Annotated in this window: 20 protein-coding genes; 7 read left to right on the top strand and 13 right to left on the bottom strand. The window is 62.1% G+C overall.

Annotation, left to right across the window (positions count from 1 at the left end; translation table 11 throughout):
- Window positions 1–39: 39 nt before the first annotated feature.
- The 5 genes from HPY55_00275 to HPY55_00295 form a co-directional block, all read right to left on the bottom strand.
- Window positions 40–744, bottom strand: a complete 705-nt coding sequence (locus HPY55_00275) for an ABC transporter ATP-binding protein (GenBank protein ID NPV69063.1) — start codon at window positions 742–744, stop codon at window positions 40–42.
- Window positions 731–1510 (bottom strand): ABC transporter ATP-binding protein, encoded by a 780-nt coding sequence (locus HPY55_00280; protein NPV69064.1) that lies wholly within the window; start codon window positions 1508–1510, stop codon window positions 731–733. The genes HPY55_00275 and HPY55_00280 overlap by 14 nt, the downstream gene beginning before the upstream one ends.
- Window positions 1497–2483 carry a branched-chain amino acid ABC transporter permease gene (locus HPY55_00285; GenBank protein NPV69065.1) on the bottom strand — a complete coding sequence of 329 codons (987 nt, stop codon included), beginning with the start codon at window positions 2481–2483 and terminating at the stop codon, window positions 1497–1499. The genes HPY55_00280 and HPY55_00285 overlap by 14 nt, the downstream gene beginning before the upstream one ends.
- Before the next feature lie 39 nt (window positions 2484–2522).
- The gene (locus tag HPY55_00290; GenBank protein NPV69066.1) at window positions 2523–3398 is read right to left on the bottom strand and encodes a branched-chain amino acid ABC transporter permease; all 876 of its coding nucleotides are present in this window, start codon (window positions 3396–3398) and stop codon (window positions 2523–2525) included.
- A gap of 92 nt (window positions 3399–3490) precedes the next feature.
- Complete coding sequence (locus HPY55_00295) at window positions 3491–4699, bottom strand: ABC transporter substrate-binding protein (GenBank protein NPV69067.1); 1209 nt, start codon at window positions 4697–4699, stop codon at window positions 3491–3493.
- Between the two features lie 378 nt (window positions 4700–5077).
- Here HPY55_00295 and HPY55_00300 point away from each other — a divergent pair, with 378 nt between their 5' ends.
- From HPY55_00300 to ilvB, 7 genes are all read left to right on the top strand, one after another.
- Complete coding sequence (locus tag HPY55_00300; protein NPV69068.1) at window positions 5078–5707, top strand: SagB/ThcOx family dehydrogenase; 630 nt, start codon at window positions 5078–5080, stop codon at window positions 5705–5707.
- 519 nt (window positions 5708–6226) lie between these two features.
- The gene (ilvN, locus tag HPY55_00305; GenBank protein NPV69069.1) at window positions 6227–6814 is read left to right on the top strand and encodes an acetolactate synthase small subunit; all 588 of its coding nucleotides are present in this window, start codon (window positions 6227–6229) and stop codon (window positions 6812–6814) included.
- Entirely contained in the window at window positions 6735–7733 is a 999-nt protein-coding gene (ilvC, locus tag HPY55_00310) for a ketol-acid reductoisomerase (protein NPV69070.1), read from the top strand. Before ilvN ends, ilvC begins: the two co-directional genes overlap by 80 nt.
- Window positions 7734–7748: 15 nt before the next feature.
- Entirely contained in the window at window positions 7749–9326 is a 1578-nt protein-coding gene (locus HPY55_00315; protein NPV69071.1) for a 2-isopropylmalate synthase, read from the top strand.
- A gap of 73 nt (window positions 9327–9399) precedes the next feature.
- The gene (ilvE, locus tag HPY55_00320) at window positions 9400–10305 is read left to right on the top strand and encodes a branched-chain-amino-acid transaminase (protein ID NPV69072.1); all 906 of its coding nucleotides are present in this window, start codon (window positions 9400–9402) and stop codon (window positions 10303–10305) included.
- Entirely contained in the window at window positions 10302–11444 is a 1143-nt protein-coding gene (gene leuB / locus HPY55_00325) for a 3-isopropylmalate dehydrogenase (GenBank protein ID NPV69073.1), read from the top strand. Before ilvE ends, leuB begins: the two co-directional genes overlap by 4 nt.
- 3 nt (window positions 11445–11447) lie before the next feature.
- Window positions 11448–13169, top strand: a complete 1722-nt coding sequence (gene ilvB, locus HPY55_00330; protein NPV69074.1) for a biosynthetic-type acetolactate synthase large subunit — start codon at window positions 11448–11450, stop codon at window positions 13167–13169.
- Between the two features lie 76 nt (window positions 13170–13245).
- Here ilvB and HPY55_00335 read toward each other — a convergent pair whose 3' ends face one another.
- The 8 genes from HPY55_00335 to HPY55_00370 all read right to left on the bottom strand — a co-directional run bounded on the left by HPY55_00335 (window position 13246) and on the right by HPY55_00370 (window position 22047).
- Window positions 13246–13803: a PTS sugar transporter subunit IIA gene (locus tag HPY55_00335; protein ID NPV69075.1), complete on the bottom strand. Its 558-nt coding sequence runs from the start codon at window positions 13801–13803 to the stop codon at window positions 13246–13248.
- On the bottom strand, window positions 13803–14762 hold the full coding sequence (locus tag HPY55_00340; protein NPV69076.1) for a transketolase family protein: 960 nt from the start codon (window positions 14760–14762) through the stop codon (window positions 13803–13805). The genes HPY55_00335 and HPY55_00340 overlap by 1 nt, the downstream gene beginning before the upstream one ends.
- On the bottom strand, window positions 14729–15505 hold the full coding sequence (locus HPY55_00345; GenBank protein ID NPV69077.1) for a transketolase: 777 nt from the start codon (window positions 15503–15505) through the stop codon (window positions 14729–14731). The genes HPY55_00340 and HPY55_00345 overlap by 34 nt, the downstream gene beginning before the upstream one ends.
- Before the next feature lie 106 nt (window positions 15506–15611).
- Window positions 15612–16880, bottom strand: a complete 1269-nt coding sequence (locus HPY55_00350; protein ID NPV69078.1) for a PTS ascorbate transporter subunit IIC — start codon at window positions 16878–16880, stop codon at window positions 15612–15614.
- A gap of 51 nt (window positions 16881–16931) precedes the next feature.
- Window positions 16932–17219 carry a PTS sugar transporter subunit IIB gene (locus HPY55_00355; GenBank protein NPV69079.1) on the bottom strand — a complete coding sequence of 96 codons (288 nt, stop codon included), beginning with the start codon at window positions 17217–17219 and terminating at the stop codon, window positions 16932–16934.
- Window positions 17188–19116 (bottom strand): PRD domain-containing protein, encoded by a 1929-nt coding sequence (locus tag HPY55_00360; protein ID NPV69080.1) that lies wholly within the window; start codon window positions 19114–19116, stop codon window positions 17188–17190. Before HPY55_00360 ends, HPY55_00355 begins: the two co-directional genes overlap by 32 nt.
- 433 nt (window positions 19117–19549) lie before the next feature.
- Entirely contained in the window at window positions 19550–20809 is a 1260-nt protein-coding gene (locus HPY55_00365; protein ID NPV69081.1) for an iron-containing alcohol dehydrogenase, read from the bottom strand.
- Window positions 20810–20826: 17 nt separating this feature from the next.
- A complete protein-coding gene (locus tag HPY55_00370; protein NPV69082.1) occupies window positions 20827–22047 on the bottom strand; it encodes an iron-containing alcohol dehydrogenase in 1221 nt (406 codons plus the stop codon).
- Between the last annotated feature and the right edge of the window lie 7 nt (window positions 22048–22054).

Below are 22054 nucleotides of genomic sequence, written 5' to 3' on the forward strand. Positions count from 1 at the left end.
GATGAACACAATTGGCCATACTCCGCTCCGAGGCGGCGGCTACTCGCCCAGGTAGGCCTTCTTCACGTGCGGGTCTTCCCTGAGCTCGCACGCCAAACCTTCGAGCGTAATACGCCCCGTCTCCAGGACGTACGCCCTGCTGGCGATGGACAACGCCATGTGCGCGTTCTGCTCGACGAGCATCACCGTGACACCTTCCCGGTTGAGCTCCTTTATGATGTCGAATATCTCGCGTACCAGCAGGGGCGCGAGGCCCATCGACGGCTCGTCCAGAAGGAGGATTTTCGGCTTCGTCATGAGCCCTCTGCCGATGGAGAGCATCTGCTGTTCGCCGCCCGAGAGCGTCCCCGCAAGCTGGTTCCTGCGCTCGAGGAGTCTCGGGAACCGCTTGAATACCTTCTCCATGTCTTCGCGGACGCCATCCTTGTCGTTTCTCGGATACGCCCCGAGTTCGAGGTTCTCGAACACCGACATGTTGGCGAACACGCGTCGCCCCTCGGGGACATGAGATATCCCGCCCTCCGCGATCTTGTGCGCGGGCATCTCTTTTATCGACTTCCCCTGGAAGAGGATGTCCCCCGACTTCGGCCGGAGAAGGCCGGATATGGTCTTAAGGCAGGTGCTCTTGCCGGCGCCGTTGGCGCCTATCAGCGTGACGATCTCCCCCTCGTTGACCTTGACCGACACGCCCTTCAGCGCGTGAATCGCGCCGTAGAAGACGTCCAGGCTCTTAATCTCCAGCATCGCGGACCTCCTCCCCGAGATACGCCTCAATTACCCTGGGGTTCCGCTTGATCTCGCCGGGAGATCCTTCCGCGATCGTGACACCGTAGTCAAGGACGGTGATCCGCTGGCATACCCCCATGACGACCTCCATGTGGTGCTCGATGAGGAGGATCGTCAGGTTGAACTCCTTGTTGATCCACTTGATCAGGCTCATGAGCTCCTGGCTTTCCTGTGGGTTCATGCCGGCCGCAGGCTCGTCGAGCAGCAGGACCTTCGGATTGGTGGCCAGGGCCCGCGCTATCTCCAGGCGGCGCTGTTCGCCATACGGCAGGCCCGACGCAATCGCGTCCTTGCGGTCATCCAGTCTGAATACGCTCAGAAGTTCAATTGCCCGGTCGGCTATCCGCTTCTCTTCAGCATAATACCTCGGCAGGCGGAACACCGCCTCCGCAACGCTGCACCTGGCCCCGAGGTGGAGAGCGATGCGGACGTTGTCCAGTACCGAAAGGCCCTTGAAGAGCCTGATATTCTGGAAAGTCCTCGAAAGGCCCAGCGAGGTGATCTGGTGCGGTTTCAACCCGATAAGGGACTTGTCTTCAAGCGCTACACGGCCGGTGTCCGGCCTGTAGACCCCAGTCAGCATGTTGAACACCGTGGTCTTGCCGGCGCCGTTTGGGCCGATCAGGCCCTTCAGGTCTCCCGTCTCGAGAAAGAGGTTGAACCCCGCCACTGCCCTCAGGCCCCCGAAGTTGATCGTAAGGTCCCTGATCTCAAGTAACGCCACGCTCATCACTCCTAACACTGGGCCGCTTTGACGGGGGCACCAGGAATCTGAAGATGCCGAGACTGAACTCCTTGCCTCCTAACAGGCCCTGGGGTCTGGTGAGCATTATGGCAACCAGACATGACGCGTACACGAGCATCCTGAGTTCCATTACCCTCCTCAGGACCTCGTTAAACACCGTGAGGAACACGGCTGCGACCACGGAACCAGTCAGGCTCCCCATCCCGCCCACGACGACCATCACGATGTAGTCGACGGACTTGAGAAAGTCGTAAGACGACGGGTGTAGCATCTGCAGGAAGTGCCCGTGTAGCCCGCCGGCCAGACCGGCAAAACCGGCGCCGATGCTGAAGGCCATGACCTTGTACCTGGTCGTGTCGACGCCCATCGCTTCGGCGGCAACCTCGTCTTCGCGGACGGAGATGCACGCCCGTCCGTGGGTCGACCAGATGAAGTTGGCTATGACCCACACCGAAATGGCCGCGAGGAGATAAGCCCAGGCGAACGAGGTGAACTTGGTGATCCCCATCACGCCGCGGGGCCCCTCGAGAAACTTCATCCCTATCTGGTCGGATGCTATTATGAGCATCCTGATTATCTCGCCGAATCCCAGGGTGGCGATGGCGAGGTAGTCACCCTTCAGCCGGAGGGTCGGTAGGCCCACCAGGACGCCGGCCATTGCGGCGGCGACAGCCCCGACAAGCAGAGCGGGTATGAACGATATCTGCGCGAACTTCGTCAGAGAGCCGGCGACATAGGCACCCACCGCCATGAAACCGGCATGCCCGAGGGAGAACTGCCCTGTGAAGCCGTTGATCAGGTTGAGGCTTGTTGCCAGTATGACGTTCATGCACGCAAGGGTAAGCACGTACATGTAGTAGTCGTTCCTACCGAACAGCGCAACGACGACCTTGTACATCACGGCGAGAGCGACGGCGGGCGCGACGAACGTGCGCAGGAAACCGGTCAGCATAGACGTGTTCCCATTCGAACTCCTCATGTTCGCGCTCACCTACACTTTCTCGCTGGCGTACTTGCCAAGCAGGCCAGAGGGCTTGACCAGTAGTACAATGATGAGAATGACGAATGCGACGGCATCTTTGAACGCCGAGTTAATGAAGTGAATGGCCATGACCTCAGCCAACCCCATGAACAGCCCGCCGAGCGCGGCGCCGGGGATGATCCCGATGCCGCCAAGAACCGCAGACACAAACGCTTTCAGGCCGGCCATCACTCCCATGTATGGGTCGATCCTGGGGTACGCGACGCCTACCAGCACGCCGGCCGCCGCGGCTAGAGACGACCCGATGGCGAACGTTATCGTTATGATCCTGTCCACGTCAATCCCCATGAGCCTGGCACAATCCTTGTCGAACGAGACGGCCCTCATCGCCTTGCCGGGCTTTGTCTTGAGGACGACGTATTGCAGGATCACAACGAGCGCCGCGGCAACGAGCGGGACGAAAACCTGGACGTTTGAAAATGTGACCCCACCGATTTCGTAGGGCACCCTCGTTATCAGGTCGGGGAACGGCAGGAAGTTCGGGCTAACGAATTTCCTGACGGCGTTCTCAAGGAATATGGAGACGCCTATCGCCGTGGTGAGCAGCGCGATCCTCGGGGCGTTCCGGAGCGGTTTGTAGGCGATCTTCTCGATGGTCACGCCCGCCAGGGCTGAACCCGCCATAGCTAAGATAAGTGCGGGGACAAAATGCGGACCCATCCAGTTCGCCACTTTGTAGCCGATGTAAGCGCCGATCATGTATATGTCGCCGTGGGCGAAGTTGATGAGCCTGACGATCCCGTAGACCATGGTGTAACCGAGGGCTATTAACGCGTAGATGCATCCCAGGGAGACACCGTTTATAAGCTGCTGGACAAACTCCACCAAGTCGTCCTCACTCCCGGGAGTAACTTCACACACAGAGGGGGGCCCCCACGGGGGCCACCCCCACTGTTACGGACGTTATCGGGCCGGTCTTACGGATTGACCAGCGCCTCGAATGCGAACTTGCCGTCCTTTACCTTCAGAACCACGGCGCTCTTGATCGGGTTGCGCGTCGCCGGGTCGATGGTGATGTTGCCGGACACCGCCTTGAAGTCCTTCGTCGAGTTGATGGCGTCCTTGATCGCGGTGCCGTCAAGCTTGCCGGCCCTCTTGATGGCATCCGCCAGGATTATGGTCGCATCATAAGCGAGAGCCGCCAGGGCGTCTGGAGTGGACTTGTAGTCCTTCTCATACGCCTCGCGGAAGGCGACTGCCTCAGGGTTCTTGGCGTCAGGCGAGTAGTGGTTGGAGAAGAAGCCACCTTCGATCGACTTGCCGCCGATCTTCGTCAGGTCGGCGCTGTCCCAGCCGTCGCCGCCGAGGAACACGGACTTGATGCCCATTTCCCTGGCCTGCTTGGTGATGAGGCCGACTGTGTTGTAGTAGTCGGAAAGGAACAGGACCTCGGGGTTCTTCGCCTTGATCTTGGTCAGCTGGGGCTTGAAGTCCTGGTCGCCGACGTTGTACGTCTGGTACTCGACGACCTTGCCGCCGAGCTTCTCGAAGTTGGCTTTAAAGGACTCCGCGAGTCCCTTCGTATAGTCGTTGGTCACGTCAAAGAGGCACGCCGCCGATTTGGCCTTCAGGTTCTCCCACGCGAACTTCGCCATGACGGCGCCCTGGAACGGGTCGATGAAGCACGCCCTGGTGATGTACTCGCCGACCTGTGTGACTTTCTCGTTGGTCGAGGTTGGGCTTATCAAGGGGACCTTGTTGGAGTTGGCGATGGGCGCGCCGGCCAGAGTGCACTTGGAAGCGACCGAACCAATAATGGCCACTACCTTGTCCTGGGTGATGAGCTTCTGCACGGCCGCCGCAGTCTCGGTCGGCTGGTTCTTGTCGTCCTCGACCTTCAGGACGATCTTCTTGCCGAGGATACCGCCCTTCTCGTTGATCTGCTTGGCAGCGAGTTCGGCACCCTGCTTGGTGCTCACACCGAAGGTGGAAACGTCACCGGTCATCGGCGCGACAACGCCTATCTTAATCTCGGTGGGCTCCGCAGGCTTCGGGGGCTCAGCGGGCTTCGCCGGCTCGGCCGGCTTCGCGGGCTCAGCGGGCTTCGCCGGCTGTCCGACGCAGCCCGCCACGAGCGTCATCACGAGCGCCGTAGCGACCAGGACTGCGAACCACTTTGCCTTCATCATCAATTCTCTACCCCTCTCTTTCTTTTTCCATGCCCCACATCATGGGCAAACCTTTCCGACCCCGAAAACATCCTGCACAATCCGTTCCCCTCGAGCCGCGATCCCCCCTTTCCAGGCCCATCAGCCCACTGGACGAAAAGCGTACGTTACCGCGCCGGCAGTGCTGGAGTATTTGTCTGGAACCGGGGCCTTGGCTCAGTCAGTTTCTATACAAATGCGCAATACTCCTTCCGTTCAGGCGGGTTTTACGTAAGAAAGTAATATGCAGGAGACCCCTGGCGGGGCTCCGCCGCGCGTCCCTGTCATGTTTGCGAGAGGACGAGACGGGAACGCTGTTGAAAGAATCGCTAATGCCTGCAAAGGGAGATGCGTGCGATGGAGACGTCCGGGCGGGCGCACAAGAATGACGGGGCAATGCCGCTGCCACGGCCGGAGTCGTCGGGCGGTCCGCCATTCTGGTGGGTTGTCGCAACCAGGCGGTCGGGGCGGGAGTTCTCTCCCGGGCCGCTCAGGGTGGAGGCACTTTCCCAGATTCTCTGGGCGACCGCGGGGGTGAACGGCGATACGAGGACAGTCCCCTCGGCGGGGGCAAGGTACCCGATTGAGACGTACGTCGTCGCGAACCGCGTCCCGGGCCTGGAGCACGCCGTCTACCACTACCGGCCGGAGGAACACGCCCTGGAGCCGCTGGAGGGCGGCGGGTCGCCGAGACAACTGAAGGACGCGTGCGCGGGCCAGCGGATGGTGGAGGAGGCGGCCGTGGTTCTCGCGTGGGGCGTCGTCGCCGAACGTACCACCAGGCGGTACGGCGCGCGGGGCGAGCGCTACGTGCTGCTCGATGCCGGCCACGTGGGCCAGAACTTCTACCTCGCGGCCACCGCGCTGGGCCTCGGGTGTTGCACGATTGGGGCGTTCCATGACGACAGGGTCAACGCCGTATTCGGGGTCGACGGGCGGCGCGAAACGATCGTCTACCTGGGGTGCGCCGGCATACCCGCGCGGTAGCCGGCCGAGGTCTCGGTTACAGCGATAACCAGGCAGTACAAGGGCATTTCGGTGGGATAGCGCACCCCCTTTCAATTGGTGCTTTACAAACGAGGCAAAGCGTGGTAGATTGGGGGCAATATATTCCGGGAAGGCCTTCAAGCAGGCATCCCGGCAAGTGGAAAAGGCAATGAGGGGAACCAGAAGAGGTCGGATTATCCGGCCACAGAGAGCCGGGACGCTGAGAACCGGCGCCGGGCCCGAACTCGAAGCTCCTCCCCGAGCCGCAGGCTGAAAGTGCGGCGGCGCCACGCGCGCCGGCATGAATAGGCCGAGCCGGTCTAAGACCGTTACATCTGCCCGGTGCGCGTTGCACCGGCCGAGGCCGTTCCCGTGAGGGTACGGCGAATTAGGGTGGTACACGAAAGGCCCCTCGTCCCTAGACGCAGTCGTTGAGGCTGCGGGGACGGGGGGCCTTGGATCGTTTGTGGAGGTTTTTGCGCTCAACTATACGTGCAGACTGCGCCTGGAGGTAGCGCGATGAGGCACACGCTCGCAGTACTGGTCGAGAACAACCCCGGTGTCCTGACCCGCGTGTCGGGCCTGTTCTCGAGAAGGGGCTACAACATCGAGAGCCTGGCCGTCGGCGTCACAGAGAACCCGGCCGTCTCGAGGATGACGATCGTGGTCCGCGGAGACGACCACGTCCTCGAGCAGGTTTCGAAGCAACTGAACAAGCTCATCAACGTTCTGAAGGTGTCCGACGTCACGTCGGACGATCACGTGGCGCGGGAGCTCGCCCTGATCAAGGTTACGGCGGAGCCCTCGCAGCGCCCGGCGATCATGCAGATCGTCGACATATTCAGGGCGAAGGTCATCGACCTCGGCAAGCGGAGCATGATCGTGGAGATAACGGGGGACGAAGAGAAGGTAAACGCCCTGATACAGCTACTTCGCGAGTTCGGTATCAAGGAGGTCGTGCGCACCGGGCAGATAGCAATGGTGCGGGGACCAAAGATAGTTACATCTCAAAAGGGGGACGTCAATGATGGCGAGGATCTACTACGATGGGGACGCGGATCTGGGGCTTCTGAAGGGAAAGAGAGTGGCGGTAGTCGGGTACGGTAGCCAGGGACACGCGCAGGCGCAGAACTTGAGGGACAGCGGCGTCGACGTGGTTGTGGCGCTCCGCGCCGGTTCCAGGTCGTGGGACCGGGTGAAGGCGGACGGGCTCGCGGTCGAGGAAATCGGCAAGGCGGCAGCCCAGTCCGACATCATTCAGATGCTCGCGCCCGACACGGACCAGCCTGCGATATTCAAGCAGTACGTTGCGCCTGGACTCAAGCCGGGGAAGGCGCTCTGCTTCTCGCACGGATTCAACATTCACTACAGCCAGATCGTCCCGCCCGCGGACATCGACGTTTTCATGGTCGCGCCGAAGGCCCCGGGGCACCAGTTCAGGTACGAGTTCAAGCAGGGTGGCGGCGTGCCGGGACTCGTGGCCGTCCACCAGGACTACACCGGCAGCGCGCTCAAGCTCGCGCTCGCGTATGCAAAGGGTATCGGCTGCACCAGGGCGGGTGTCATCGAGACGACGTTCAAGGAGGAAACGGAGACGGACCTGTTCGGCGAGCAGGCCGTGTTGTGCGGTGGCGTGGCGGAGCTCATCAAGTCCGGATTCGAGACGCTGGTTGGAGCTGGTTATCAGCCGGAGGTCGCCTACTTCGAATGTCTTCACGAGATGAAGCTGATTGTGGACCTCATCTACCAGGGCGGCCTCGACTACATGAGGTTCTCCGTCAGTGACACGGCAGTATACGGCGACCTGACCTGTGGCAAGAAGGTGATCACGCCCGAGTCCCGCGAGGGCATGAAGAGGATACTGGAGCGCGTGCAGAGCGGGGAATTCGCGCGCGATTGGATCCTGGAGAACCAGGCGGGCAGGCCGGTGTTCAACAACCTCCTGGCCCGCGAGGCGACGCACCTGATAGAGGAAGTCGGCAAGAAGCTCAGGGCGATGATGTCCTGGCTTCCAAAGCGCAAGTAGCGGGAGGTTGTTGCGATGTCAGAGCGAGTCGTCATCTTCGATACCACCCTCAGGGACGGGGAACAGACGCCGGGTGTCAGCCTCACCCCGGCCGAGAAGATGGAGATCGCCATGCAACTGGCGCGCCTGAGGGTGGACATCATCGAGGCAGGGTTCCCGATCACATCCCCAGGCGACCTGACCGCGGTGCAGTCCATCGCCGAGCGCGTGCGGGGGCCGGTCATCTGCGGCCTTGCGAGGGCGAACAAGGCCGACATAGACGCAGCCTGGAAGGCCGTCAAGAACGCGGAGAAACCCAGGATCCACACGTTCATCGCGACGTCGGAGGTCCACATGAAGCACAAACTGCGCAAGACCCCCGACGAGGTCCTGAAGGCCGCGGAGGAGGCTGTCCTGTACGCGAAGTCCTTCACTCCCGACGTGGAGTTTTCCGCGGAGGACGCCACGCGGAGCGACCCCGAGTTCCTCTACAGGATATTCGATCTCGCGGTTCGCGCCGGCGCCACGACCATAAACATACCCGACACAGTGGGTTACACGACGCCCAACGAATTCTACGAACTGATCGAGGGCACACGCAGGAACGTCAAGGGCATGGAAGACGTGGTCATCAGCGTCCACTGCCATAATGACCTCGGCATGGCGGTGGCCAACTCGCTCGCGGCGATAGAGGCCGGCGCAACGCAGGTGGAGTGCACGATCAACGGCCTCGGAGAGCGCGCAGGAAACGCCTCCCTCGAGGAGATCGTCATGGCCCTCGGCACTCGCAACTCCTACTACGGGAAGAAGACGAACATCGCTACCGACCAGATATACCGGACCAGCAGGCTCGTGACGACGCTCACCGGCGTCCCGATCCAGCCCAACAAGGCCGTGGTGGGGGCCAACGCCTTCGCGCACCAGTCCGGCATCCACCAGGACGGCGTGCTCAAGCAGCGGCTGACCTACGAGATAATGACCCCCGAGTCCGTGGGACTCCCGTCGAACCGGATAGTGCTGGGCAAGGTATCGGGCAGGCATGCGTTCCGGTCGAGGCTCGAGGAACTCGGGTACGAGGTGCCGGAGGCTGAACTGGACCGGCTTTTCCGCCAGTTCAAAGATCTTGCGGATCGCAAGAAGGATATCACCGATAGGGATATCGAAGCAATCGTGGAGAACGAGTTGCACTCCGCCGAGCCGCACTTCGTACTGGACTACTATCACATCAGCACCGGTAGCTCGACCGTGCCGACGGCCACGGTCAGAGTCCTGGCCGGGGCAACCGGGGACTCGGCCGCAGTCGTCAACGAGGCGGCGAGCGGCGACGGACCTGTGGACGCCGTGTTCAAGGCGATCGACAGGGCGGCCAGGATGAACTGCCGGCTGACCGAATACACGCTGAGGGCTGTCACGAGTGGAAAGGACGCCCTGGGCGAGGCGAGCATCAAGGTGGAGGCCGGCGGCAGGCTGGCGGCGGGACGCGGTGTGAGCGTGGACGTGGTTGAGGCGAGCGCAAAGGCGTACGTGAACGCCATCAACCGGCTATGGGAAATGGGAGTGCGACAGGTAAACGGAGTTCCGTCCAACGGGAACGGCGCTAACGGGCACGCCTGACCCCGCCTGTGAGCGCTCAGCCCGCGGCGCAACCACGAGCGCCCGGGCAATCTCAGAAAGGGGGATTGTACTCGTGGCGAAGTTTATCTGGTTAGATGGCTCCCTTGTCCCTACCGATCAGGCCAAAGTCTCGGTGTTCGATCACGGGCTTCTTTATGGCGACGGGGTTTTCGAAGGGATCCGGGGCTACAGCGGACGTGTCTTCAAGCTGACCGAGCACCTCGACCGGCTGTATGAGAATGCCCACTCCATCGCGCTCGAAATTCCCCTGACGTGGAAGGAGATGGAAAAGGCCGTCCTCGACACCGTCAGGGCGAACGATCTCCGGGACTGCTATATCAGGCTGGTGGTCACGCGCGGGGTAGGCGATCTGGGACTTGACCCGCGCAAGTGCCAAAAGGCTACCGTGTTCATCATCGCCGACACGATTACTCTATTCCCCGAGGAGTTATATACCAGGGGCCTCGCGATAGTATCCGTCAGCACGCGGCGCACTGCCGTCGACGCCCTCAACCCACGGCTCAAGCCCCTCAACTACCTCAACAACGTCCTGGCCAAGTTGCTCGGGAACCTCGCGGGAGTGCCCGAGGTCGTCATGCTGAGTCCAGAGGGCTACGTCGTAGAGGGCACCGGAGATAACATATTCATCGTCCGGAGGGGAAGGCTGATCACTCCACCGCTGCACCTGGGCGTGCTCGAGGGCATAACACGAGCATTGATAATGGACATCGGGAGATCCATGGGCATCCCCGTTGCCGAAGAGATGTTCACCCTGCACGACATGTACGTGGCCGAGGAATGCTTCCTTACCGGCACCGCGGCGGAGGTAATACCCGTCGTGAACGTCGACGGCAGGAAGATCGGTCGGGGCACGCCCGGACCCATCACCGCCGGACTGATCAAGGCATTCCGCGAGATCACCAAGACGACCGGGACTCCGGTGTATCCCGAGAAGGTCGAGGCGGAGGTCGCACGATGACGGCAAACGGTCCGGCAGGTTCCACGGCATCCGCAAACCCGGTGGCCTCGCGCCGCCGGTTCCCAATTGTTGTGCTCCCCGGCGATGGCGTGGGACCCGAGGTGACAGCCGAGGCCGTCCGCGTGCTGGGTGCCTGCGGAGAGAGGTTCGGGTTTGAACTGGACATCAGCGAGTACCCCGTGGGAGGGGCCGCCATACGGCAGTTCAATAATCCGCTCCCCGCGGAGGTACTTCAGGCCGCCCAGCGGAGCTCGGCTATTCTATTCGGCGCGGTGGGCGACCCGGCATTTGACTCCAATCCGCCCGACCTGCGCCCCGAGAAGGCGATACTTGGACTGAGAAAGGGTCTCGGGTTGTTCGCCAACCTGCGCCCGGTGAAGTCGTTCAACGCGCTCGCGGCGTCTTCGCCGCTCAGGGCGGACATCGCCGCGGGCATTGACATGCTCGTCGTGAGGGAACTCACCGGCGGGCTGTATTTCGGCCCGAAGTCGAGGGAGGCCATACCCGGCGTACCAGGCGGTGAGAAGGCGGTCGATACGCTGGTTTACACGACTGCGGAGATCGAGCGCATCACGAGGGTGGCGTTTGACGCCGCCAGGCTCCGCAGGCGTAATGTGTCGTCCGTGGACAAGGCCAACGTGCTCGAGAGTTCACGCATGTGGCGGAGCGTGGTGAACCGCGTGGCGGCGGAATACCCCGACGTGGCGGTGGACCACCAGTACGTGGACTCGTGCGCGATGAAGATGGTCGCGGCCCCTGGATCGTACGACGTGATCCTGACGGAGAACACGTTCGGGGACATACTCAGTGACCTCGGCGGCGCTCTGGTCGGATCGCTTGGTCTTCTGCCTTCGGCGAGCATGGGCTCGGCAGGACCGGCGCTTTACGAGCCTGTACACGGATCAGCCCCGGACATAGCCGGGAAAGGCATAGCCAACCCCGTCGGGGCCATCATGTCGGCGGCGATGATGTTGAGGTACAGCCTGAACAGTCCCGAAGCGGCAGACGTAGTGGAAAGGGCGGTCGAGTCAACGCTGGATCGCGGCTGGCGCACGAGGGATATGGGTGCCGGGACCGGGGTCACGGTCGCAGGCACGAGCGAAATGGGCACTCTCATAGCAGACGCGATCCGGCGGTAGCGTATGGACCACCATAGCACGGCAAGCACGGAGACAGCGGCTGCGGCCGTATCGGCCGGAGCCAGGGTTACCGGAGCGGAGGCCCTCCTCGAGGCGATCGAGCGCGAGGGCGTCGAGATAGTGTTCGGCTACCCGGGCGGAGCGGTGCTGCCAATTTACGACGCCTTCCACAAGAGAAAGGCTCGCTCCGGCCTGAAGCACGTCCTGGTGAGGCACGAGCAGTCGGCGGCGCACGCTGCGGACGGCTACGCCCGCGCCACCGGCAAGACCGGCGTATGCCTGGCCACATCGGGTCCCGGGGCAACCAACCTCGTAACAGGGATAGCCTGCGCCTTCATGGATTCGGTCCCGCTCGTGGCATTGACGGGACAGGTCGCCGTGTGCATGCTCGGCAGCGACGCGTTCCAGGAAGCCGACATGACCGGAATTACGATGCCGATCACCAAGCACAGCTACCTGGTCAAGGACGCCGCCGACATCCCGCGCGTCGTGCGCGAGGCGTTCCACATAGCCTCAACCGGACGGCCGGGCCCGGTACTCATCGACCTCCCCAGGGACGTTTGCGAGTCCTCGATCGAGCCGAGGTATCCGAAGGCAGTGCGGCTGCCGGGGTATAAACCCTGCTACGACGCACATTCCATGCAGGTACAGAAGGCCGCCGCGACGCTCAACAACGCCAAACGGCCGATCATCTGCGCGGGCGGCGGGGTGCTGTCGTCGGGCGCGTCCGGACAGCTGTTAGAACTCGCCGAGAAGGCGACGATCCCTGTCGTGACCACCATGATAGGGATCGGGTCGTTCCCGAGAAACCACCCGCTGTCACTCGGCATGCTTGGCATGCACGGCCTGCCTTCCGCGAACAGGGCCGTCATGGAGGCCGACGTGTTGCTCGCTCTGGGCTGCCGGTTCGCCGACAGGGTCACGGCCAAGGCGCGCGAGTTCGCGCCGAACGCGCAGATAATCCACGTCGACGTCGATCCCGCCGAGATCGGGAAGAACGTGAGAGCCGACATCCCGATCGTAGGCGACATATCGCGTGTGCTGGCCGCGCTGATCCCGCACGTCAAGGCCGCGGAGGCGGACGGCGCCGGGCGGAAGTCCTGGGTAGAAGGGATGCGAGCGATCCAGCCACCCGAGCCGTCGCTTCCATTTAAGATAGTGGAGGCGCTGGCATCGGTGGCGCCGCCCGAGGCCGTCGTTACTACCGACGTGGGACAGCACCAGATGTGGGTGGCGCAGCACTACCCGTTCACGAAGCCCAGGACATTCATCTCGTCGGGCGGCCTCGGCGCAATGGGCTACGGTCTCCCGGCCGCGGTGGGCGCTCAGCTCGGCCTGCCCGGACGCACCGTCATCCACGTGTCCGGCGACGGGAGTTTCCAGATGAACATGCACGAACTCTCCACCGTGGTGGCCCACAGGCTGCCCATCAAGATGATAGTGATGAACAACGACAGCCTCGGCATGGTTCGCCAGCTGCAGCACTACTACTGCGGCGCGAGGTACTGCCAGATAGACCTCGAGGCGAATCCCGACTTCGTGAAGATAGCGGACGCCTACGGCATCCCCGGGTTCAAGGTCGGGTCGCAAGATGAGGTCGAACCCGCGCTGAGGAAGGCCTTCGAGGTTGACGGACCGGCTCTCGTGGATATCAAGGTGCCGGCGTCCATCAACGTGGTGCCGATGGTGCCGTCGGGGAAGACCCTGAATGACATGGTGACCTGAACGCCGCCTCGGGCCGGCTTCAGCAAGTCCCTCCAGATGAACCTGCTCGCGGTGGGGATCTCTTTCGTAAGCAGGATCATGAAAACCGCCTTTTCACGATATCAAGTAAATGGCGGGGTTCTCTGGCCAGCCGCAGGGACTTGACATCTCTTTCTTCGGACAGGAGGGAAGCGAGCTGGCTGAGAAGCAGGACGTGTGACCTGTTATCGACGGCGCCGAAGATGCAGATAAGCCATACCGGGTCGTTCACGCTGCCGAAGGGAACCGGCTCAACGAGGACAGTGATGCTCACGCAGAGCCTTTGGACACCCTGCTCCGGCCTGGCATGAGCCAGAGCGACACCGGGGGCCACCACGATATAGGGGCCCAAGGCCTCCACCATACCTATCATGGCGTGGACATACTCCGGAGTCACATCGCCGTTCCGGACTAGAGGTGACGAGGCAACCTTAAGAGCCTCACGCCAGTCCCGGGCCAGGCGCCCAATCTGGACCCTGTCCTCAGTGAGCAGGGAAGGAAGCCCGTTCGTTGCCGGATCTGGCTCCGTAACCGGCCTGTCTTCTCTATTCAGAAAGGCCTCCTCCTCTGGCGAGACCCTCAAATCGGTGTCACCCCCGTTTTCCGCCAACCTCATCACCTGATCTTCAGGGCCCTCAACACCGCATCCACGATGGCCTCCGAGGTAAGGCCGAGCGCCTGGTAGATCTCGTCGGCGGTACCCGTGTCTCCCAGGGCATCACCTGACGACACCCTGACTACGGGGACCGGTTTCGTTCGCCCCACCAGCTCGGACACGAGGCACCCGAGCCCTCCGGCGGAGTTGTGATCCTCGGCCGTCACCACTGCGCGCCTCGAGCGGAGGTGCGTAATGAGCAGGTCCTCGTCGAACGGTCTCAGGGTGTGGAAGGATATGACGCCTGTCGAAATACCGAGAATGTCGAGGTCCCCTGCCGCCTGGATCGACCGTGAAACCATCATCCCCGTGGCGCAGATGACCGCGTCGGATCCTTCCTTGAGGACGCGCCCCTTCCCCAGGACGGCCTCAGGCCCCGCCTGCGGTGGAAGCGCTTCCCGCGTTACGCGCAGGTAACATGGGCCTCTGTAATTGAGGATCTGGGGAAAGAGCTGGCGGAGCTCCAGTGGATCGCCCGGGTTGATTATGGCTATCCCCGGCAAAGCCCTGAAACAGGCCAGATCGAAAAGGGCGTGGTGGGTCGCGCCATCCTTGCCGTTGGAGACGCCGGAATGGGTGCCGACGAGCTTCACGTTCAGACCGGTGTAGGCGATGCTCTGCCTCACCTGATCGAGGCATCTCGAGTAGAACACGGAAAACGTGGCCGCCACGGGGATCTTCCCGCCCAGCGCCAGGCCGGCCGCGACCCCGATCAGGTTCTGTTCGGCGATCCCTACGTCGATGAACCTCTCCGGGAACTCGGCAGCAAAAGCAGCAGTCTTCGTGGAGCGTGAGAGGTCCGCATCCAGGACCACGAGGTTAGGCTCACTCCGCCCCGCTTCGCAAAGGCATTCGCCCAATACGTCCCTGAGCGACGACGCACCGATCATCTGCTCCATGCCTCCGTTGACCTCGCCCATTCCTCCGGCGTGAGGAGCCTGCTGTGGGACTCCACGGTGTTCTCGAACCCGTACACTCCCTTGCCCTTGACGGTGCGCGCGATCACCGCCACGGGGCGGTTCTCGTGCAGTGACTTCGCGCGGCAGAACGACTGAGCGAGGCCGCGCGCATCGTGCCCGTCCGCTTCCAGCACCTCCCAGCGGAACGCTCTGAGCTTGTCGGCGAGGGGTTCCATGTCCAGTATGTGAGATGTGAAGCCATCCAGCTGCAGGCCGTTTCGATCGATGACCACCACGAGATTATCGAGGCGCAGGTGAGCTGCGAAGGCGAAGGCCTCCCAGCACTGGCCTTCGTCGAGCTCGCCATCTCCCAGGATCGCGAAGATGGTCCCGCGCCGCCCATCCATACGGTAGGCGAGGGCGAGGCCGGCGGCCGCCGAAAACCCCTGGCCCAGGGAACCCGTCGAGAACTCGATCCCGGGCGTACTCCTCATATCCGGGTGCCCCTTGAGAATCCCCCCGAATTTCCGCAGGCGCGGCGCTTCGGACTCCGGGATGAGCCCACGGTCGATGAGCACCGCATAGAGGGCGGGGCAGCCATGTCCCTTTGACAGAATGACCCTGTCATGCTCGGGGTCCATAGTTGAATAGTACAGCGCGACGAGGATTTCGATCACCGACAGGGAACTACCGAGGTGCCCTGAACCCGCCCTCTGTACCATGTCGATCGTGGCGCGGCGGATGCGTCGGCAGATGTCTTCCATTTGCGACCTCCCGTCTGCGGCGTCCTGTCCGGACCCTCCTGCGGTTACAGCATCTGGGCCGGAGAGGCGGGCCCCTCCGGCCCCTTTCGATCCTACTATCCCGACCCTACTTGAACAGGCGCACGATATACCCGACGGCGATACCGGTCATCAGGAAGTCCGAGTCCGAGAATGTCGTGTTCTTGTACCCGAGCTCTCCGAGCAGGCCCAGCAGCGCGATAGGGAGGAACGAGATGATCACGCCGTGGACGAACGCGCCGATCATGGCGCCCTTCCGTCCCCCGGTAGCGTTCCCGAACACACCGGCGTTGGCTCCGCAAAAGAAGTGCGGAATGACGCCGGGGACGATGACAGTCCACCTGAGGGCCGCCTGGACTATCATGCTGACGATCCCGCCCAGGAAGCTGAAGAGGAACCCGATGAACACCGCCGTCGGGGCGTAGGGGTACACGACGGGGCAATCGAGGGCCGGCTTCGCGTTGGGCACCAACTTCATGGCGATACCGCGGAACGCGGGGATGATCTCCGCGATGATCATCCTGACGCCGGCGAGTATCACATACACACCGGCCGCGAAGGTGAGGGCCTGCAGGAAGCTGAAAACGACCCAGTTCTGGCCTCCCGATAGTTGGGAGACCGCTTCCTGGCCGGCCACGGCGGAGACAACAACGAACAGGATGAACATAACCACTGCGATCGCCAGGGAGGTGTCCCTGAGGAAGGTTAGGTTTTCGGGGAGCTTCATGCTCTCCGTAGAGTCCTCCTTATTACCGAACCACTTGCCCACCACCGCTCCGACGACCGCGCCCACCGTGCTGAAGTGGCCAAAGGCGATGTCATCAGAGTCCGTGATCTTCCTCATGATCGGCTGGCCCACCGCGGGATACAGCACCATGGTGAACCCCAGCAGCAGCGCCCCAAGGATGACCATGGGCCATCCCGTAACGCCCGCGCTGACGAAGATGGCCGCCAGCAGAACCGCCATGTAGAAGGTATGGTGGCCACTGAGGAAGATGTACTTCCACGGGGTGAACCTGGCGAACAGGATGTTCGCCACAAGACCCAGCGCCATAATGAGCGCGGTTTCACGGCCGTAGGTCTGGACGGCGATGGCGACGATGGATTCGTTGTGGGGCACTACGCCATGCACGCCAAATCCCTTCTGGAACAGGGTCCCGAACTTGTCGAGGGCCCCAACGGTCACTCCAGCGCCTGCTCCGAGGATGAGGTAACCCATGGTGGTCTTGAACGTGCCCGAGACGACCTGATGGAATGCTTTCTTCTGAAGGAGGAGTCCGACGAGCGCCGTGAGACCGATCAGGACTGCAGGTTGGCTCAGCACGTCGTGCAACAAAACTTTCCACAGGGTATCCATGGTACGCACCTCCATTCACGGTTGTAAGGGTACACGGAGCCGGACACGCAGTCACGACTCTCCAGGCGGGGCGAACAGGTTTGCGATCTTATCCTTCACCTCCTTCTTGTCGAACAGGCTCCTCAGCGCCACTACGTGGGGGGCCTTGTCTTTGATCTGCGGAAAGAGATCCATGGTCCCCACGATGATGTCGGGCTTGAGGCTCTTCGCGGACGCCAGGTCGGCGTGCGACACCTCGGCGTCGATCCCCAGCTCGCCAATCGCTTCCGCGATGTTCATTTCGACCAGAAGGCTCGAGCCGAGCCCGCTACCGCAGACTACCAGGATCCTCTTTTTCATTCTGACCCCCACCTTTCATTCGACGACCAGGCGGACCGCCGCTCCCCGTCAGCAAAGCCGCAGCACCCTCGGGGGCTGATACCTGCCTGAGGCCGTTGAGCTTTGCAGGTGAATTGACCACTGCTGCCAGTTCGGTCAGGGCCTTGAGGTGCGAAACGAGGTCGACGCTGCACAACGCGAATACAAGGTCCACCGGATCGTTAACCACGCTGCCGAAGGCCACGGGTTCCTTCAGGCGCACCATGCTCATACCCACGCCGGACACATCGTCCTCCGGACGCGCGTGCGGCAGGGCTACGCCGGGGGCAACCACAATATACGGGCCCAGTGTCTCGAGGAGCTCGACCATCCGGTCCACATACATGGGCAACGCCAGGCCCGCTTCCACTAGCAGGGTCCCTGCAATCCTGACGGCTTCCACCCGGGTACCACAGGGCGCGTCCAGCACGATCCGGCTTGGAGGCAGGGCCTCCGCAAGGGCGTTCGCAGCGCGGTGTCGAACTACCCTCGTCGCGTTGCCCTCCTGGCTACTCGCGTTTTCATGGGTGCTCCCCAGGAGACGATCGCGGAGGGTCTCGATGTCACGCTCGTCTACTATGGGTGGAACCATGATAACCGGGGGACCCAGCGGTGGAAGGGGTACAGTCGAGACGATGTAGTCCACAGGGCCGGAACGCAGGATCTGGCCGAGTACATCCAGATGAGAAGCCACCTCGACTATCTCTACTTCGGGGATGTGAGTGGCCACCATGCTTGCGAGTAGCTGCGCCGCCCCTATACCATTGCCACAGGCCAGGATCACGCGAATCCTCTTGTCCCTGGAGCGCCGGCGTTCAAGAGCGGCCCCGAGGTACATTGCGAGGTAGCCCACTTCATCATCCGGTACGGGCAGCCCGAACTTCTCCGCGAGGAGAGCGGAGCACTGCTTCGCTACGAAAAAGATGCCGGGATACTTGGACTTAATGTCTTCGAGCAGCGGATTTCTAAGGGGAAGCCCGAACCGGAGGCGCTCCGCTATGGGAGCGAGGTGCAGCGCCAGGCCCAGTTGGAGTTCCCTGTCCTGCGCGAGCTGCACCCCGAGGAGGGATTCGGCAAGCACCACGAACCTCGAAGCAAGTGAAGATACCTCGGGATCGACCGGGGGGGCAATGTTCTGGCTCAACACAATGCCGGACCTACGAGAACTGAGGAATTGCACCGTGAAGTAACCGATTTCGTCCTCGGGGACCTTGATCGCGAGCGCATCCTTCAACTTCGCGGCCAGAATCGATGCCGCCTCGTGCTCGACAGTCCCCTGGAACAACAGTCGCTGCGACTCAGGAATGGTAACGGTTTTCCCCCGACGGAATCTCCCGAGGAACACGGCCACGTGCCATACCACGCCGGACATGTCCGCAACGTCCAGGGGCAGGTTGCTGGCGCGGCATGCGCTGGCCACCGCAGCAAATACCTGGGGAAGCAGGTGGGCGTCCACCAGCTTCAAGATGGGGCGTACGTACGAGCCCGTTCGCAGCGAAAGTGGATCGCGCGATTCCAATGGAAGTACCCCGGGCTTGCGCCGTCCTCCCCACAAGGAATAGCCCTGAGTGGCCCTGGAGAGAATGTCCACCGCAAGAGAACGGATGGCCTGTTCGGAACCAGTGGCCACGCAGCCTTTGCCACGTATCCTTGAAAGCCGTACGCCCCGCGTCCGCAGGTATTCTTCGACTCCGTCCATATCCTTCAAAACCGTATTCCTGCTAACCATCAATTTCCTGGCCACCTGGGCCGCGGTCAGAGGGCCTTTGTCTATCAGAGCGGCGATTATCAGATCTCGCCGTTCCGTCGCCGAGCAGACGTAATCATAGGAAGCCCGCTCTGAAACGGGTAAGGAATCTGGCAGGTTCAGGGGCTTCACCACGGTAACTCCAAGACGGGATCGCTTTTGAAGGCTTCCGCCCTTCGATCGAAGCCAGGCATCGATCGCAGCCAGGTCATATCGGGCGGTACGTTGACTGACTCGGAACCTTTGCGCAAGTTCCGAGATTTTCACCGGCTTGTAGCTTCCCAGAACGAAACACAGCATTGCTTGGCGTCTGGGAGTCATGGACACGATAATCACCTTTCGCAGGGCAACCCAGTCTGATGGGCGGGGGTGCTATTCCCTAGCTTCGACTTTTCTGGGTTCCTCCCTCGCTAATTGTTCTCGTGCCCGCGCAAATTACGTAGGCTCGTCGATACAAGAAATGGGCTTGCGGAGCGGACCCCTGGGGTAAAATGCCTGTCCAGCATGAAACGGGGGCAGTCCGGTACATTACAGGGTAGCGCCAGGTGCTGGCGTTATTTATATCTCAGGCGATCGGTCGCAGCTCGCCATCCCACATGCTCTCGAACAGCTGGGAAGCCCCCCGTAGCGTCATCGGCCGGGGGTTGAACGGTCGCGGGTAATCCCTTACGAGATCCTCTGCATACAGGCTTACATCGGACGGCTTGACCCCCATCTCCTTCAATCTGCGCGGCATCCCGACCTCGCCCAGCAGGTCCTGAGTACGGCGGATTACGGCGAGAGCAGTATCGCCGCAATCGCCGGGCAGCCCTCCCTGGAGCCCTGCCGCCCCTGCCATATACTCGAGCTTCTCCCTGATGAACTCGATGTTGAACATGAGGGTGTAGGGTAAAGCGATCCCGCATCCGGCCCCGTGGCCGGTACCCAGGTGGTGGGTCAACACGTACGAGATACTGTGCGCGTACAGCCCCCCGGTCCAGCTGTAAGACATCATGCCGAGTGCCGACGCCCAGGACATATAGTACCGGGCCTCGATGTCCGAACCGTCAGCGGTGGCGCGGGGCAGGTACTCGAAAACGAGCTCCACGGACTTGACGCTCAGGGCATCGCCGATCGGGTAGGCTTTTATGTGAGTGAGGCCCTCCACGGCGTGGGTGAGCGCGTCCAATCCGGTGCCGGCGGTCACTCCCGGGGGCATCGTGACGGTAAGGATGGGGTCGATCAGCGCCACGTCGGCGAAAAGCATGGGGTGCCCCGCGGACCGCTTCTTCCCCCCCACGATAAATACGAAGAACGGGCTGACCTCGCTGCCGGAGCCGGAGGTCGTGGGGATCATGATGGACGGGAGACCGGGTTTTTCGAACTGCCTCCCGCCTCCCGGCACGTAGTCAGTTATCGAGCCCGGATTCGTGACCAGCGCCGCCGCGGCCCTTGCCGTGTCCAGGGCGCTGCCGCCTCCGAGCCCGACTACGACGTCGAAGCCCCTATCCCTCAGCATCGCCGCGACCCTGTCGGGTGTCTCGGCCGGCGGTTCGGGCTGGACGTCGCTGAACACGTCCACGCTGAACCCGCTCGACTCGAGCGCTGCCCTGACGAGGTCCGGGATCCCGATGGAGGTGACGTTCCGGCCCGTCACGATCAACGCCCGGCGGTCAGGCCCTCCGGACGACCGCACGATCTTCGCCGCCTCTTCCCCGCACTTCCTCGCGACCCCGCAGCCGAACAGGATCTTCCCGTCCGGCTTTGCGCCGGCCGTCTGCCACGTTAACGCGCACCTGAGCCTTTCGGGGGTCGCAGCAAGTATCTGTTCGTAATCGAAATCCATTTATGATCCTCTCCTGGCTACGCTATCGGCCTCAGCTGCCCATCCCACATGCTTTCGAATAGCTGCACAGCCTGTTCGAGATTCATGGGCCGGGGATTGAACGGCCTGTAGTACTTTTCAATGAGCTCCCTGGCATACAGCTCGATCGCTGATCGCTCGACTCCCATTTCCTTCAAGCCCTGCGGCAGGCCCACCTCGGCCAGAAGCTCCCACGAACGCCTGATCGCCGCCATGGGGGCGTCGCCCACAGCTTCCGGAACCCCTATCGCCTTCGCCATGTACTTAAGCTTATCGCGCACGAGGTCGATGTCGAACATGAGCGTGTACGGCAGCGAGATGCCGCAGCCGAAACCGTGGCCAGCCTTCAGGAAATGCGTCAGCACGTACGACACGCTGTGTGCATAAAGGCCTCCGGTCCAGTTGTAGGACATCATCCCAAGGGATGATGCCCAGGACATGTAGTATCGCGCCTCGATATCACCGCCGTTCTTCGTCGCGCGGGGCAGGTACTTGAAGACGAGCTCGATTGATTTCGCGCTGAGCGCATCGCCCATGGTGTACGCCTTTGGGTGAATGAGCCCTTCGACGGCGTGGCAGAGGGCATCCAGCCCGGTGCCTGCCGTTATCGCGGGGGGCATGGTACTCGTAAGGATTGGGTCGATCAAAGCCACGTCCGCGAACAGCATCGCATGGCCAGCGAACACCTTCTTGCCGTCCTTACTGAAGACGAACGAGTTGCTGACCTCGCTTCCGGTACCGGAAGTGGTAGGAATCAGGATCTTCGGCAGGCCGGGCGCCTCGAATGGCTTGCCGGTGACATAATCGAGGATCGGGCCGGGGTTGCCCGCTGCAATCGCGGCGGCCTTCGACGTGTCGATGGCGCTGCCTCCTCCTAACCCTATGACCACTCCATATGACCCTTTCCTGGCGACCTCGGCCGCAGCGTCCGCCACCTCAATCCGTGGTTCCGGCTCAACATCGCTGAATACAACCACCTTGAAGCCGCTGGCCTCGAGCGACCTAACCACAACATCCGCGACCTTCAGGTCCACTACTGTCTTGTCCGTTACGACCAAGGCCTTCTCTTTGCCGAGCTTCGCGGCTTCGTCCCCAACGGCCTTGGCCAAACCGCAGCCGAACAGGATCTTACCATAAGGCTTCGTTCCCGCCGTCTGCCACGTGATAGTCCTCTTTAGACTGTCGCCTGTCTTACCAAGAATTGCGTCGTAGTCGAACACTCCTAAT

The organism is Bacillota bacterium (assembly GCA_013178305.1).
Lineage (GTDB): Bacteria > Bacillota > Sulfobacillia > JABLXB01 > JABLXB01 > JABLXB01.